Here is a 15,592-nt window from a genome sequence, read left to right as displayed (position 1 = left end):
CAGGGCGCCCTGCAGCGCGGGGTCAACCACGAGGGCTTCTTTCCGTTCGGCCGGTGGTTGACCCCATCCTGCACCACTTCCAAAACACGGCCTAGCGGCCCTCGGTGGCAGCCCGCGCCTCCTCCTCCGCCTTCTCGAAAGTCGCCGACGCCTCCGGCCGCGCCAGCGTGACCACCAGCTCCCCGTCGCTCACGTCCGCGATCAGCGTGTCCCCCTCCCGCACGGAGCCGTCCAGCAGCAGGTTGGAGATCCGGTTGTCCAGCTCCGACTGGATCGTCCGGCGCAGCGGCCGGGCCCCGAACTCCGGCTGGTACCCGCGGTTGACCAGGAACTCCTTCGCCGCCTCGGTGACGTCCAGCCGGACGTCCTGTGCCCGCAGCCGCCGCCGGCTGCGCTCCAGCAGCAGGTCCACCACCGACAGCAGGTCCTTCCGGGTGAGCCCGTGGAAGACGATCACCTCGTCGATCCGGTTGAGGAACTCCGGCCGGAAGTGCCCGCGCAGGTCCCGCATCAGGTCGTCCCTGATCTGGTCCACGTTCCCGGAGTGGTCCAGGATCCGCTGCGAGCCGATGTTGCTGGTCATGATCACCACGGTGTTGCGGAAGTCGACCGTACGCCCCTGGGAGTCGGTCAGCCGCCCGTCGTCCAGCACCTGGAGCAGCAGGTTGAAGACGTCCGGGTGCGCCTTCTCCACCTCGTCGAAGAGCAGCACGCTGTACGGCTTGCGGCGCACCGCCTCGGTCAGCTGCCCGGCCTCGTCGTAGCCGACGTACCCGGGCGGGGAGCCGACCAGCCGGGAAACGGTGTGCTTCTCCTGGAACTCGCTCATGTCGAAGCGGATCATCCGGTCCGGGTCGCCGAACAGCAGCGCCGCCAGCGCCTTCGCCAACTCGGTCTTGCCGACGCCGGTCGGGCCGAGGAAGAGGAAGGAACCGGTCGGCCGCTCCGGGTCGCCCATCCCGGCCCGGCCGCGGCGCACCGCCTGGGCGACGGCGGTGACCGCCTCGTCCTGGCCGATCACCTTCTCGTGCAGGTGCTCCTCCAGTTTGAGCAGCCGCTCCTTCTCGGTCGCGTTCAGCTCCGCGACCGGGATGCCGGTCCGGGAGGACAGCACCTGCGCGATGTCGTCGGCCGTCACGTCGACGACCTCCTCGCGGGACTCGGCGACCGCCGCCAGCTCGTCCTCGGTCTGCCGCAGCTCGGTCTTCAGGTTGGCGGCCCGGACGAACTCCTCGTCCGCGACGGCCTCGTCCAGCTCCCGCTTCAGCTTGGTGATCCGGTCCTGCACCCCGGTCGCCTCGGTGGACCCGCTCAGGCTGCGCAGCCGCACCCGCGCGCCGGCCTGGTCCAACAGGTCGATCGCCTTGTCGGGCAGGAAACGGTCGCTGACGTACCGGTCGGAGAGCGCCGCCGCCGCGTCCAACGCCTCGTCGGTGAACCGCACCTGGTGGTGCGCCTCGTAGGCGTCGCGCAGCCCGTGCAGGATCTCGATGGTCTCCTCGACGCTCGGCTCGGGCACCAGCACCGGCTGGAAGCGCCGTTCCAGCGCGGCGTCCTTCTCCACGTGCTTGCGGTACTCGTCCAGCGTCGTCGCGCCGACCACGCTCAACTCGCCGCGCGCGAGCGCCGGTTTGAGGATGTTGCCGGCATCCATCGAGCCCTCGCCGCCACCGCCCGCGCCGACCACGGTGTGCAGCTCGTCCAGGAACAGGATCACGCTCTTCTCGGCGGCCGTGACCTCGTCGATCACGTTCTTCAGCCGCTCCTCGAACTCTCCCCGGTACTTGGAGCCCGCCACCAGCGCGGTCAGGTCGAGGGCGACCACCCGCTTCTCCTTGAGGCTCCGCGGCACGTCCCCGGAGACGATCCGCTGGGCCAGGCCCTCGACGATCGCGGTCTTGCCGACGCCCGGCTCACCGATCAGTACCGGATTGTTCTTGGTCCGCCGGGAGAGGATCTCGACGGTCTGCTCGATCTCCTCGGCCCGCCCCACCACCGGGTCCAGCCGGCCCGAGAGCGCCTCCGCGGTGAGGTCGCGCCCGTACTCGTCCAGCGTCGGTGTCTCGCTCGGGTGCGCGCCCGTACTGCTGCGCTCGCCACCGGTACCGCGCCCCTCCAGCACCGACTTCAGCACCTCCTGCGAGGGCGCCGATTTGCGCAGCGCCACGCCCGCACCCGAACGCTCCTGGTCCAGCAGCGCGCCGAGGATGTGCTCCGGCCCGATGTACGAGGCACCGGCCGCCTGCGAGCGGGCGTGCGCGGCGAGCAGCGCGCGCTTGGCCGAAGGGGTGAGCGCCGGCTGCCCGTCCACCGCGTCGGGGTTGCCGACCGGCAGGGCGTGCTCCAGATCGCCGGACAGCTGGTCCGGGTCGATGCCCGCGCGCTCCAGCATCCGCCGCGAGGGGTCCACCTGGGTGGCCGCCCAGGCCAGGTGGGCGGTGTCGAGGTCACTGGAACCGTCCTCGGACGCGCGCCGCGCGGCCAGTGCGAGCAACTCCTGCGCGGACTCGCTGAGCAGCCGCCCGATCGGCACCCGCTGCACGGCGGGCGGGGAAGCCAGCGGGCTCATTCCGAAGAACCGGCTGAGGAGATCGGAGAACGGATCGTTCGATCCGAACGGGGGCATGGTCACGGCGATTCACCTTTCCCAAGCGGTTTGCAGCCACACAAACACAGGCCGTGCGACCGCGCCTGTCGAGTCGGACAGCGCCTCCCACGGCCGCCGTCAGCCGTCAGCCGGTGAAACGATCCAGCAGCACACCGCCGCTGTACGTCACCGCCATCGCCAGCAGCCCGCCCGCGACATTGCGCCCCACCGCCCGGGCCGGACCGGCCCCGCCCATCCGGGCACTCGCCCAGCCCGACAGCGTGAGCGCGGCCACCACCGACACCACCGTCACCGGCAGCCGCCACGCCTGCGGCGGCAGCAGCACCGCCAGCAGCGGCACCAGCGCGCCCAGCGTGAACGCGGCCGCGCTGGCCAGCGCCGCCTGCCACGGATTGGTCAACGCCTCCGGGTCGATGCCGAGTTCGGTCTGCGCGTGGGCCGCGAGCGCGTCCCGCTCGGTCAACGCCACCGCCACGTCCCGGGCCAGGTCGTCCGTCAGCCCGCTGCCCCGGTAGTAGTCGGTGAGTTCGTCGAGCTCCCCCTCCGGGTCGTCCGCCAGCTCCCGCCGCTCCTTCGCCAACGCGGCCCGCTCGGTGTCCCGTTGGGTGCTGACCGACACGTACTCGCCGGCCGCCATCGACATCGCCCCCGCCAACAACCCGGCCACCCCCGCCGCGAGCAGCGCCGTCCGCGAACCGGTCGCGCCCGCCACACCCGTCACGATGCCGGCCGTCGACACCACGCCGTCATTGGCCCCCAGCACCGCCGCCCGCAGCCAGTTCAGGCGCGCCGACAACTCCGCCCGTGTCTCCCCGGCCTGCCCAGCCATCGCCCACCACTCCCCGACACCTGACCGACCCCCCGATCCTCACCCACCACCCACCGCCCCGCCACCCCGCCGACCGGACACCGCGCGTCAACGGCCGGGCCGCACCACCCGCCGGCCCAACACAGGCGCCAACGCCTGCCGTAGATCCTCCGGTCCCCGGTAGAGCACCCCGGTCATCCCCAGCGCCACCGCCGCATCGACGTTCTCCTGCCGGTCATCGACGAACAGGCACCGCTCCGGCGCCACCCCGGCCCGCTCCGCGGCGATCTCGTAGATCCTCCGCTCCGGCTTGGCACTGCCCACCAGGGAACTGTTCACCACCTCGTGTGCCAGCTCCGTCAACCCCAGCCGCGCCAGGTCCTCGTCCAGCCACACCGTCGCATTGGTCACCAGCACCACCCGGCAGTGCTCCCGCACCTGCCGCAGCAGCCCCACCGCAACCTCGTCCGCCCAGAACGGCGAGTTCGCGAACGCCTCCGCCAGCCCCCGCGCCTGCGCCTCCGACACCCGCCCGACCAGCCCGCGCGCGATCGACTCCACCCACTCCGCCTTGCCGATCCGCCCCAGCAACAGCGGCAGGTCGTTCTCCGGCGCGAACCCGACTCCCGCCGTACTCCCCTCCCCCACCCCCGCCGCCCGCTCCAACGCCGCCACCCCGGCCCCGTCGAAGAACCGGATCACACCGTCCACGTCACACAGCACCGCATCAAACGCCCTGGCAGTCATCCCGCCTCCCTACCAGCAGCAGCACCGCACCCCGAGACCGGGGTACGGGGTGCGGGGTACGACCGGCGCTGACGGAGCCCACTCTTGGCCCTCGGCAAACCCCGGCCGACAGTTGGGCCAGGGTCTCCCCCGGCCCCCGGAAAGACCGGGGGGCAGCTGCCCTACGGAGCTGGACCCCCCGGCAACCGGCCGCACCAGGCCGACCGCAACCCCCGCCACCGACAACGCCGGGACTATCACGATCTAGACACTCCCACAACGCCCGAGGACCGGCCCCGGAGGTGAGTACCTCCCGGACCGGCCCTCGGCACGCTGGTGGGCGCGGACGGTTTCGAACCGCCGACATCTGCTTTGTAAGAGCAGCGCTCTACCACTGAGCTACGCGCCCCCAGTCGTGGCCCGGTGAGCGCACGACGAGTGCCTAGGGTACCTGGTCCCGGGGGGTGGTGGGGGCCAGGCGCCCGGGTGGGGTGGGGGTGGGCGGTAGGGGGCTGGGGCCGTGGTGGCGGCGGCGGTGGGGAGTCCGGGTGGCGTGCGGAGGGGGCGGGGCACGGGCGGGGAGGCGGGGGCGAAAGGGGTGGGAGGGGGTGACGGGTCGGCGGGGTGATCGGGGAGAATGGGGGCCGGATCAGCGGGTCGGAGCAGGGAGCGCGCAGTGACGGTGGCCGGCGGGAGCGGGCGGGGGCGGCGTCGGGCGGGGAGTGCGCTGGCGGACGCGCTGGTGTTGCCCGTGGTGCTGGCGGGTGCGCTGGGGGCGGTCGGCCTGGCGTCGGCCGGGACCGGCGGCTGGTGGGGCCGGCGCGGCGGCGGGGAGGGCGTACGGGCGGGGGCCAGGGAGGCCCGGGCCGCGGCGCAGGAGGCGTTCTACGAGCTGGAGGAGACCCAGCGCGAGGTGCAGCTCGCCGTGGAGACGGTCCGTGCGGCGGAGGACGGGCCGACGACGCAGCGCGCGCTGGCCGATCTGGCGGCGATCTCCGGCCGGGTCGACCAGGTCACCGTGAACTACCTGGGCGCGCTCGACGCCCACAACCTGGACAGCGAGACCCTGGACGCGGGCGCGGCCGCGCAGGCCAGGCGCCAGCTGGAGGATGTGAAGGGCCAACTCGGCTCCGCCCGCGCCGAACTGAACGACTTCCTGCGCCGTCTGCAGCCGACCATCCAGCACGCCGAGCAGCGGCTGATGCGGGTCACCCCGGCGGTCGAGCAGGCCAAGCGCGCGCTGCTCACGGCCTCCAACGCGCTGGACGAGGCGCGCGGCGCCGGCCTGCGGGCGGACGACCTGGCGGCCCGGCTGGCCGAGCTGGCTCCGGAGCTGGGGCGGCTGAACGAGGGCCCGGCCCGGCACGGGGTGGCCGGCACGCTGCAGCGCGCGGACGACGTGAAGCAGCGCGCCGAGGCGATCGCCGCCGACGCCGCGCAGCTGCCGGAGCGGGCGCGCGAGATCGACCGGCGGGTGGCGAGCCTGCGGACCCGGATCCAGGCGCTGGAGACCAAGGCCACGACGGTCGAGCCCGCCCTGAGCGAGCTGCGCCGCCGGTTCAGCACCGCCTGCTGGCAGGATCTGCAGCGGGTGCCGGACCAGGTCGCGGAGACCGGGCGCGCCGCCGAGCGCAAGCTCGCCGAGGCCGCCCGTGCCCGGGACGAGCAGCGCTGGGCGGACGCCACGGCCGCGATCGGGACGGTTCGCGCGCTGCTGGACGCCGCGGACGGCTCGGTGGTCGCGGTGAACGACCGGCTGCGGCAGCTGAACGAGGTGCAGCACGACCCCAACCGGGAGATCGAGCGGGCCCGCTTCGCCATCCGGGACGCGCAGCGGCTGGCGATGGCCGGGCGCAGCGCGCCGGACCCACGGCACGCCGCCCCGCTGGACGAGGCGGTGGCCCGGCTGGACCACGCGGTGGCCACGCTGGAGGCGGCCGGCCGGCACCCCGACTACTGGGTCTTCCTCACCGAGCTGGCGGCGGTGCGGGAGACGGCCGCGCAGGTGATCGGGCTGATCCGCGGCGACCTGGGCGGACACCACTAGCCGGTGACCGCGGGAAACCGGCGGGGTCACCTCGGTACCCTGCCGGTATGCCACGCTACGACTTCCGCTGCCGCTCCTGCGGCGCCACCTTCGAGCTCCGCCGTCCGATGGCGCAGTCCGGCGACCCCGCCGTCTGCCCGCAGGGCCACGAGGACACCGTGAAGCTGCTGTCCACCGTCGCCGTCACCGGCGCGGCCGCCGGCCGACCGGCCCCCGCCCCCAGCGGCGGGGGTGGGGGCGGCTGCTGTGGCGGCGGCTGCTGCGGGGGCTGACCAGGGCGCCGACCAAGGCGCTGGCCAAGGCGCTGGCCAAAGCGTCGGCCACAGCACTGGCCAGAGCGCGCTGCCCAGGACGGCTAACCCGCTGTAGCCCCCGCCAGGAACCGTCGGACGATCTCCTCCCCCGCCGTCACCCCCACCTCTTCGAGGGCGGTGACGCCGGGGGCCGTCCAACCGCTGTCCGCCAGTTCGCCGTGCCCCGGCCGCCACCCCGCGTCCGCCGCGAGCAGCAGGTCCGCGTCGAGCAGCGAGTCCCCGGCCGCGAGCACGGTGGTCGCGCCGCCGCGCCGTACGACCTCGGCGAGGGCGGCGCTCTTGGTGAGCGGCGCCGGGACGGCGTACACCTTGCGGCCCTGCAACGAGACCGCCCAGCCGCGCTCGGCGCACCAGCCGGTCAGCTCCTCCAGCCAGCCGGCCGGCAGCGCAGGGCGCTCGACCACCAGGTAGGCGAACAGTTCGTCGGCGACACGCCGCTTGTGCGTCCACTCCGGGTCGGCGCACAGCGCGAGCCGCCGGACGACCTCCTCCAACGGGGCCGAGCCGGCGGCGATCCGCGCGGTGATCTCGGTGCGCCAGTCCCGGTCCGGCACGCCGTCCACCAGCAGTTGCCCGCCGTTGGCGCAGATCGCGTACTCGGGGACCCAACCCGCGGTCGGGCCGGGCAACTTGACCCGCTCGTACTGCTCCGGCGTCCGGGTGGTGGAGGGGACGAAGCGGGCCTGCCGGGCGAGGTCGGCGAGCAGTCCGGCGGCCCGTTCGGTCATGTAGGACAGCGGCCGGCCCTGGTACACCTCGACGCAGAGCAGCCGCGGCGCGAGCCGGTCGGGAACGTCCAGGGCAAGGGCCCGGTCGGAGTAGATCAGCGTCCGGTCGAGGTCACTGGCCACCAGAACACCCATCAGGACTTCCCCTCCGTCGCGGACACCTCGGACACCTCGAACGTCGCAGGCACCACAGACACCACAGACACGTCAGGCACCTCGGGCACCTCGGACGCCACGGACCGCCCGTCGGCCCCGGTCGCCCCGCGGCTGTAGCGGGGGTGGATCAGGCCGACGCAGGTGTACGGCAGGCCGTCCACCTCCTCGACCTCGACGCCGCGCTGGGCGGCGAGCAGCCGGACGTGGTCCAGGTCCGCACCGGCGCCGCGACGGGCGAGGATCCGCCAGGGGACGCGGCGCAGCAGCACCCGGGTGGTCTCGCCGACGCCGGGCTTGACCAGGTTGACGTTGTCGATGCCGTACTCGGTGCTGATCCGCTCGACGGCGGCCCAGCCGGCCCAGTCGGGCGCCCGGTCCGGGTCGGCGGACAGCCGGTCCGCACCTTCGACCGCCGAGGCGCGCACGTCGCCGAAGCAGGAGGCCACGGCGTCCAGGAAGGCCGCCGAGACGTCGCTGCCGGCCAGCCCGGTGTAGTGCTTGGCCCCGTGGAAGTCGTCCGGCCCGATCAGCCCGGCCCGCAGGACGGTGCGCGAAACCAGCCCGGACACCGTGGAGTTGAGGCACGCGGACGGGATCAGGAAGTCGTCCCGGGTGCCGTACGTGCGCACGCAGCGGCCGGGGTCGGCGAGCACCGCGAGGTCCGGGTCGAAGCGGGTGCCGGCCAGCGCGTCGGCGAGTTCGCGGGTGATCGCGCCCTTGCCGGTCCAGCCGTCCACGAACACCACGTCCTCGGCCCGGTGGTGGGCGGCCAGGTACCGCAGCGCGACGGGGTCGATGCCGCGGCCCCGCACGATCGAGACGGCGTAGTGCGGTACGGACAGGCCGTGGGCGAAGGCCAGCCAGCGGCGGATCAGGATGCCGACGGGTGTGCCGGCCCGGGCCAGCGAGGCGAGGACCAGCCCGGGGCCGCGCTCGCGCAGCAGCGTCTCGGCGACGGTGCCGACGGCGAGCGCGATCCGGCGAGCGGAGCCGTGCAGCGCCTGGTGGAACAGCTCCTGGTACTCGGGGCTGGGCTGGTACTCGACCGGCAGCGACTCGGCGTAGTGCGCGCCGCCGTTCTGCACGGCCTCCTCGCGCTCCTCGGTGGGGGCTTCCAGGGCGACCCCGGTGAGGTCCTTCAGCAGCCAGGCCACCTCCTCGGCGCGGTACGAGGAGAACTCCGGCCCGTACAGCGGCGTCGGCAGAGCAGCAGCCGACCCGCCCGACCCCGCCGACCCGCCCGACCCGTCTGACCCCGCCGAGCCGCCCGACCCGCCCGACCCGCCCGACCCGCCCGCCCCGGCCGGCAACGCCACCGGTCGGTGCGAGGGCAACACCGCGAGCACCACCCGGTCGGTGACCTCCCGCAGCCGGGCCAGCAGTGCCCGCCCGCCCCGGTGCAGCGCCGGGGTGTCGGCGACGTCGTCCACCACCAGCACGATGGCGTCGAAGCGCCGCGCCGGGTCGGTGCCGGGGGCGACGTTGTACGCGTAGCGCTCGCGCGAGGCGGCGTCCTGCGGGTCGTCGTGGGCCGGGAAGGCCAGCCGGGTACGGATGGCGTAGCCGGGGTCGTCCACCGCCAGGACTGGCGAGCGGGTGGTGGTGGAATACCGGACGCGGTCGCCGCCGAGCTGCTCGGACAGGGTGTCGGCCAGGCGCAGCGGCGCGTACATCAGCTCCTCGAAGCCGAGCACCAGCACCCGCTGCGCCTCGGCGGGCAGGGCCTCGGCCAGTTGCCCGGCCAGCCGGGGCAGTACGGCGTCCAGCCGGGCGCGGTCGCGGACGGTGAAGCCGTGCCGGCCACCGTCCGGGAGTCCGGCGGGCCAGTCCAGCTCGACCCGGACCAGCGGCGCGGGGTCGGCCACCGAAAGCACGCCGCCCACCGGAGGCGCATCACCCCCCGGGGCCACCTCACCCCCCGGGGCCACCTCGCCCGCCGTCGCCGCCGCGATCAGCCGTTCGGCCCGCTCCAGGATGTCCTCGGGCAGCTCGACGCCGCCGCTCGCGGTGGCCACCAGGTCGAGCCGGACGCCGAGTTCGGCGGCGGCGTCGGTGAGCCGGTCCCGGTCGGCGGCGGAGCGCAGGTCGACCAGGGCGACCACGACGTAGTGGTCGCGCGGGTGGCGGGCGTGCAGTTCGCGGATGGTGTTGAGCACCGTCCGGCCGGTCGAGAACTCGTCGTCCACCAGCACCAGCGGCCCGTCCCCGGCGAACAGGTCGGGGTCGGCCGGGAGCAGCAGGTGCGAGGTGGCGTGCGAGTGCTCCTCCTCGAAGCCGCCGAGCGGGGGGATCCCGGGCACCGGGCGGCGGGTGGAGTGCAGGTAGGGGGCGTCCAGGCCGTCGGCGACGCTGTGGCCGAGGCCGGTGGCGGTCTCCGCGTAGCCGAGGACGACGGCCCGCGCGGCCGTCTCCTCGCCGAGCAGTTCGCGGACCCGGCGGCCGAGTTCGAGTCCGGCACCGTGGACCACCGAGGGCCGCTGTGGCACGTGCTTGCCGAGCACGTTGGAGACCAGCAGGTGTGCGCGCTTGCGGTTCTCCCGGAGGGCCAGGCCGACGAGTTCGGGGAGGCGCTCGGAGCCGGTCAGCGTGATCCCGGCCCGGTCGGCGACCCAACGGCCGGTCCACGTCTGCGGTGTTGCTGTCACTGCTGGTCCTGCCTTCGGTGGTGCGATGGTGCGTTCGTCATTTTCTGGCCCGTCATCCATAGCCCGTCGTCCATAGCCCGTCGTCCACGGCCCGTCGTCCACGGCTCGTCGTCCATGGCCCGTCGTCCCCGGCCCGTCATCCACGGCTCGTCCTGTCCGCCGTACGGAAACTCGTCCTATCCGCCGTAAGGAAACGGGAGGCGACGGCTCGCGCTCAGCCACGCGAACAGCCTCAGCCGCACAAGCAGGCCGACAGCAGCTCCGCGAAGCTCACGTCCTCCTGGGCCACCCCGAACACCTCCGCCCGCAGGAGCACCCGCTCCGCCCAGGCGCGGTGCGGCCGGGCCTCGTTCATCTTGTTGGTGTACGCCGAGCGCAGTACCCCGCCGCCGTCCTGCTCCTGGCGGAGGATGTCACGGGCGTCGCAGTACTCCTCGTGTGTGACCACGGAGAGTGCGTGCACGGCGGGCACGTGGCTGGGGTGGATGCAGGTCTTGCCGAGCAGGCCGTTGGCCCGGTCGAGTTCGACCTCCCGGATCAGCCCGTCCAGGTCGTGCTCGATGATCCGGCGGCGGATCTCCTCGCCGGAGGCCCGGACGGTCCCGACGGCGGCGCCGAACGAGGCCTCGGTGAACGGGGTGCGGCGCAGCTGCGGCTTGAACATCCGCTCCTGCACGGGGAAGTACTCCCAGACCGGGCCGGTGACGGTGTGCCCCGTGCCGTCCGCCCGGCCGAGCACGTTGACCACGTCCCCGATCACCGCCGCGACCAGCGCGACGTCGTACGCGGTCAGGTCGGGCGAGCGTCGCAGGCCGTAAGCGGAGCAGAGGTCGGTCACGCCGAGGCGGACGGCGAGTACCCGCTCCCGGTGTCCGGCGAGCAGTTCGGCGATGCCGAAGAGCTGCTCGCGCCGGGTCTCCAGGTGGGCCAGCTCGGGCGATTCCAGGACGGGCATGGCGAAGAGCCGTCGCCCGGTGGCGGCCTCGGCGGCGGCGAGTGCGGCCAGGTAGGCGCCGCCGTTCTCCGGGGTGAATTTGGGCAGCACGAAGCCGCTGAGCAGCTCGACGGCCGGACCGAGCCGCTGGGCCAGGTCGGGAATCTGGGCGGCAGCGCGGACTCTGATGAAGAGCAGTGGGTGACTCTGTGCGCAGTCGGTGAAATCCTTGACCAGGTCATTCAACTGCTCGACCAGGTTCCGCTCCCCGGCGTCCACCTCGTGGTCGGCGATCGCGTCCTCGAGGCAGAGCACCATCGACACCACGCCCCGAGCAGCCTGTTTGCGGATGTCGGCGGCGAGTGCGGGCCTGGTGGCCGGGCTGTAGAGGGTGCCGCCGAGCGCGGTGGCGAGCACCTCGGGCTCGCTCTGCGCGGTGAACGCGCGGGGCTGCTCCAGGAAGAGCCGGCCGCGTACGTCCTCGGCGAGGTGGCCGAAATGGCGCAAGGTGCTCTCCTCCAGAATGTGGACGGGCCTCGGCCCCTTGCCGACGACGCCCCTGTCGACCGGACGGCGTCGCCGCCGGCCGGCCGAGGCCGCCGTCAACCGGCCGACACCCTGGTCAACCGGCCGACCGGGTGCCATGGTTCCCCGGTCGCGCCACCGGTGGACGTCCCTCCGCCGAACCCCCCGGGGGGGGCCTACGACCGCCCATCGTACGGACGGGATCCGGCCGCCCCCGGTTCCCCGGTACTGAACTCCCGGAACATCCCGGTCCACTTGGACGATCATGGGTTCGGCGGCGCCAAACCCCAGGAAGCGCAAGTCTTGGCAAAGTCCGACCCGGCGGGGACCGGTCCGGTCACGTTGTCCGAAGGGGTGGCGAACAGGCAGGATGGTCCGCTATGACGCACGTGATGGCCAAGGGCGCCAACATCGCACTGCCGGCGGCGGCGGTCCGCGCCGTGCTGCGCTGGAGCGCCACGCCCGGTGCGCCGGACGTGGACGCGTCCGCGCTGCTGCTCGGCGCCACCGGCAGGGTCCGTTCGGACGCCGACTTCGTCTTCTACAACCAGCCGCGCCACCCCTCCGGCCTGGTCCGCCACCTGCCCAAGCAGCAGACCTCCGGCGGCGCCGAGATCATCGACACGATCGAGGTCGAGCTCGGCAAGCTGCCCGCCGAGGTGGACCGCGTGGTGCTGGCCGGCTCCTCCGAGGGCGGACCCTTCCGCGCGGTGCCGGGCCTGCGGCTGCTGCTGTTCGACGCCACGGCCGGGGAGGGCGCGCCCGCGCTGGCCGAGTTCGGGATCAGCGACGCCGAGAGCGTCACCGCGCTGGTCGCGGGCGAGCTGTACCGGCGGTCCGGGTCGTGGAAGTTCCGGGCGATCGGCCAGGGCTACACCTCGGGGCTGATCGGCCTGGCCACCGACTTCGGCATCACCGTCGAGGACGAGGCGGCGGGCGCCGCACCCGGTCCGGCGCCGACCCCGGCGCCGGTCTCCACCGGCTCGCCCACCGGCGCGGTGGACCCGCGCAGCACCCCGCTGCCGGACCGGCGCTCGGCCGCCCCCGAGCCGGGCACCTTCACCCTGGCCCCGGCCGTCCCCCAGCCGCAGCCGCAGGCCTCCCCGACCCCGGTCGGCGCCACCACGGGCGCACCGACGGGCGCACCGACGGGCGCACCGCTCACCGCACCGCCGCCGCCCTCGACCCCACCGACCATGACGCCCCCGCCGGCGGCCCCGCCCACCGCGCCCCCGGCCGTCCCGCCGGCGCCGCCCACCCCGCCACCGGGCCACCAGCCCGGCACCGGCTACGGCTACCCCCCGCCGCAGCCCGGCACGGGGTACGGCTACCCGCAGCCCGGGACCGGTTACGGATACCCGCAGCCCACCCAGCCGTACCAGCAGCAGCCGGCCGCCGGTTACGGCTACCCCCCGCCGAACCAGCCCGTCCCGCCGCAGCCGCACCCGGGCGGCTACGGCTACCCGCCGCCCGGCACCGGCCAGCAGCCGCCCGTCCCGCCCCAGCCTCCGACGGGCCAGCCTCCCGCCGGCCAGTCCCCGGCACCCACCGGCGAGGAGTTCGCGCTGCCCCCGCAGGGCCCGCAGTTCCAGCCCCGCTGACACCCGTCCGGGGCGGCGGCCGCCCGACACCGGCGGCCCCGCCCCGAACGCGCGGCGTCCGTCAGTCGCCGCCCGGCTGGTTCTTGTAGCCGCGCTGCCACTGCATCCCGAACCCGTACAGCCGGTCGATGTCCGACTGGAACCCGTTGACGTACCGCACCTCGCGGCGCACCGTCAGCTGGTTGTCCCCGGCGTTCTCGATCAGCACCACGGCGCAGGAGCGCGCCGCCCGGGCCCGCTCCTCCAGCTTGATCTCGATCCGAGGACCGGTCTGCGGCACGATCGTCACCACCGCCTGCGACTGCTCGAAGGCCGGCGTGCCGTCGTAGATGTAGACGAAGATCAGCAGCCGCTTGAACTTGTCCTTCTTCTCCAGGTTGACGTACATCGTCTCGCCCGACGGCGCCCCGTACTGGTCGTCGCCGCTGAGCTTGACGTAGGGCGCGTTCTGGAGGTCGCCGAAGAGGCCGCCGAGCGGCTGCACCACGCCCGTGGAGCCGTCGGAGAGTTCGTACATGCAGGCCAGGTCGAGGTCGACGTTCATCGGCTCGTTGCCCTGCGGGGAGTCCGGCTCCCGCGGGCTGAGGATCCGCGGGCTGAAGAACCGCTTGACCGTGTCCCGGGTGCTCGAACGGCCGGTGCCGGCGCGCATCGACCAGTGCAGGTTGACGTAGAGGTAGCCGGTGGTGGCGGCCGACCCGGTGATCGCGTGCTGCGGGGCCGACTTGGTGAGTATGACCTTGTGCTGACCGCCCGGGTTGTCGAAGGTGTAGCTCCGGTCCCCGCGCAGGTACTCCCAGATCGAGACCATCCCGTCCTCTCCCCCTGCTCCCGCCAGGCGATCTGACGTTCCGCCGACCAATGATCGGGCATCGGCCCGGCCGACGGATACCCCGTCCACGCCCTCCCCTACCCCGCCAGGCGAACCACGGGCGAACCACAGCCGAACCGGCGGGTCGATTGGCCGGAGCAAGCCGCCCTCCCGTAACATGCCGCCCCTTCGGACGCGATATCGTCTAGCCGCACAGGTGTCCCGCCCGCCCCTGCGCGGGCGCGGTGGGGCAGCCGTGCGGTGACGAACGAACCGTCAGGCAGTGCCCGCGCGGCGGAACCTGACCGCCTGTGTCGCACTGTGAACCTGTCCCCTGCGGAAACCCGAGGCCCGACCCGCAATGAACCTGACCTCCATACAGCTGGTCTGGACCGTCGTCGGCGGCGCAGCCCTGCTGTTCGTCTCCGTCCTGATGGCGACGCTGCGTTTCAAGAACACGAAGAAGGACGAGGCCGGCGACTCCTGGGAGCGCAGCGAGGAGCGTCGCCGCCGCAAGGAGATGATCTACGGCATCTCCTCGTACACGCTGCTGTTCTGCTGTGCCGGTGTCGCCGCCGCGCTGTCCTTCCACGGCCTGGTCGGCTTCGGCAAGGAGAACCTGGGCCTGGCCGGCGGCTGGGAGTACCTCGTCCCGTTCGGCCTGGACGGCGCCGCGATGTTCTGCTCGGTGCTCGCCGTCCGCGAGGCCAGCCACGGTGACGCCGCGCTCGGTTCCCGGCTGCTGGTCTGGGTGTTCGCGATCGCCTCGGCCTGGTTCAACTGGGTGCACGCCCCGCGCGGCTTCGGCCACGCCGGCGCCCCGCAGTTCTTCTCCGGCATGTCGATCTCGGCGGCGATCCTGTTCGACCGCGCGCTGAAGCAGACCCGCAAGGCCGCGCTGCGCGAGCAGGGCCTGGTGCCCCGCCCGCTGCCGCAGATCCGCATCGTCCGCTGGCTGCGCGCCCCGCGTGAGACCTACGCGGCCTGGTCGCTGATGCTGCTGGAGAACGTCCGCAGCCTGGACGAGGCGGTCGAGGAGGTGCGCGAGGAGCGCCAGGCGAAGCTGGACGCCAAGGTCCGCGCCCGCACCGCCGACCGCCGCGAGCGCGCCGAGCTGAAGGCCATCTCCCGCCAGGGCGGCGGCATGCTGGCCCGGGCCCGCGGTGGCCGCCAGGTGCCCGCCCTCACGGCTGCCGGAGACGGCCCGAGCGCTACGGAGCCTGCCCTAGCCGCGGAGACTGACGCCACCTCCTCGACCTCGCACACCTCCACCGCTTCGGCGGAGCCCGCCGCCCTGGACAGCGGCCGCCGCCCCCGCGCCGCCGTGGGCTCCTCGTACTCCTCGTACTCGTCCCCCTCGACGTACTCGTCCGCCTCGTCCTCCTCGGGCTACTCGTCGTCCTCGGACTACTCGTCGTCCTCGGCCTATTCGTCCTCCTCGAGCTCCTCGAGCTCCTCGGCCGACACCTTCGGTTCGTCCCGTCGCGGCTCGTCCATCGACCTGTCGGCCGACGACGACACCCTGTCGATGCCGAAGCTGGACTCGCTGGAGCGCAAGCTGCGCGCGATCGAGCAGCAGCTCGGCTGACCCCACCCCCGCACGACGCGCGACGCACAACTCGGAACGCACAACTCAAAACGCGCACCACACGACGCACAACACACGACGCACAACGCGAAACGGCCGCC

At 73.6% G+C, this 15,592-nt stretch carries 11 protein-coding genes and 1 tRNA gene; 4 read left to right on the top strand and 8 right to left on the bottom strand.

Features of this window, described 5'->3' with window-relative positions; translation table 11 throughout:
• Positions 1-91 precede the first annotated feature (91 nt).
• From ACZ52J_RS19610 to ACZ52J_RS19595, 4 genes are all read right to left on the bottom strand, one after another.
• On the bottom strand, positions 92-2,626 hold the full coding sequence (locus tag ACZ52J_RS19610; RefSeq protein WP_465620299.1) for an ATP-dependent Clp protease ATP-binding subunit: 2,535 nt from the start codon (positions 2,624-2,626) through the stop codon (positions 92-94).
• 106 nt (positions 2,627-2,732) lie between these two features.
• On the bottom strand, positions 2,733-3,437 hold the full coding sequence (locus ACZ52J_RS19605; RefSeq protein WP_465620285.1) for a VIT1/CCC1 transporter family protein: 705 nt from the start codon (positions 3,435-3,437) through the stop codon (positions 2,733-2,735).
• 87 nt (positions 3,438-3,524) lie between these two features.
• Positions 3,525-4,163, bottom strand: a complete 639-nt coding sequence (locus ACZ52J_RS19600; protein ID WP_465620283.1) for an HAD family hydrolase — start codon at positions 4,161-4,163, stop codon at positions 3,525-3,527.
• A 313-nt stretch (positions 4,164-4,476) separates the two neighbouring features.
• Positions 4,477-4,551 (bottom strand) — tRNA-Val (locus ACZ52J_RS19595).
• Positions 4,552-4,779: 228 nt separating this feature from the next.
• Between ACZ52J_RS19595 and ACZ52J_RS19590 the strand changes: the two genes are divergently transcribed.
• Both ACZ52J_RS19590 and ACZ52J_RS19585 read left to right on the top strand, forming a co-directional pair.
• A complete protein-coding gene (locus ACZ52J_RS19590) occupies positions 4,780-6,189 on the top strand; it encodes a coiled-coil domain-containing protein (RefSeq protein WP_465620281.1) in 1,410 nt (469 codons plus the stop codon).
• A 47-nt stretch (positions 6,190-6,236) separates the two neighbouring features.
• On the top strand, positions 6,237-6,461 hold the full coding sequence (locus ACZ52J_RS19585) for an FmdB family zinc ribbon protein (RefSeq protein ID WP_465620279.1): 225 nt from the start codon (positions 6,237-6,239) through the stop codon (positions 6,459-6,461).
• Between the two features lie 83 nt (positions 6,462-6,544).
• Here the strand turns inward: ACZ52J_RS19585 and ACZ52J_RS19580 are convergent, their stop codons facing one another.
• The 3 genes from ACZ52J_RS19580 to ACZ52J_RS19570 form a co-directional block, all read right to left on the bottom strand.
• Complete coding sequence (locus ACZ52J_RS19580; protein ID WP_465620277.1) at positions 6,545-7,366, bottom strand: HAD family hydrolase; 822 nt, start codon at positions 7,364-7,366, stop codon at positions 6,545-6,547.
• Entirely contained in the window at positions 7,366-10,092 is a 2,727-nt protein-coding gene (locus ACZ52J_RS19575) for a phosphoribosyltransferase (protein WP_465620275.1), read from the bottom strand. The genes ACZ52J_RS19580 and ACZ52J_RS19575 overlap by 1 nt, the downstream gene beginning before the upstream one ends.
• A gap of 172 nt (positions 10,093-10,264) precedes the next feature.
• Positions 10,265-11,473, bottom strand: a complete 1,209-nt coding sequence (locus ACZ52J_RS19570) for an HpcH/HpaI aldolase/citrate lyase family protein (protein ID WP_465620273.1) — start codon at positions 11,471-11,473, stop codon at positions 10,265-10,267.
• Positions 11,474-11,871: 398 nt separating this feature from the next.
• On the opposite strand from ACZ52J_RS19570, the gene ACZ52J_RS19565 reads away from it, so the two are divergent.
• The gene (locus tag ACZ52J_RS19565; protein ID WP_465620271.1) at positions 11,872-13,092 is read left to right on the top strand and encodes a TerD family protein; all 1,221 of its coding nucleotides are present in this window, start codon (positions 11,872-11,874) and stop codon (positions 13,090-13,092) included.
• Between the two features lie 61 nt (positions 13,093-13,153).
• Here the strand turns inward: ACZ52J_RS19565 and ACZ52J_RS19560 are convergent, their stop codons facing one another.
• Positions 13,154-13,903 carry a Tellurium resistance gene (locus tag ACZ52J_RS19560; RefSeq protein ID WP_360492932.1) on the bottom strand — a complete coding sequence of 250 codons (750 nt, stop codon included), beginning with the start codon at positions 13,901-13,903 and terminating at the stop codon, positions 13,154-13,156.
• A gap of 361 nt (positions 13,904-14,264) precedes the next feature.
• On the opposite strand from ACZ52J_RS19560, the gene ACZ52J_RS19555 reads away from it, so the two are divergent.
• The gene (locus ACZ52J_RS19555) at positions 14,265-15,491 is read left to right on the top strand and encodes a DUF2637 domain-containing protein (RefSeq protein WP_465620268.1); all 1,227 of its coding nucleotides are present in this window, start codon (positions 14,265-14,267) and stop codon (positions 15,489-15,491) included.
• The last annotated feature ends 101 nt before the right edge of the window (positions 15,492-15,592 follow it).

Source organism: Kitasatospora sp. NPDC034035 (genome assembly GCF_055575755.1).
Note: the sequence above shows the minus strand (reverse complement) of the source record. Positions and strands in the feature narration are given on the sequence as shown.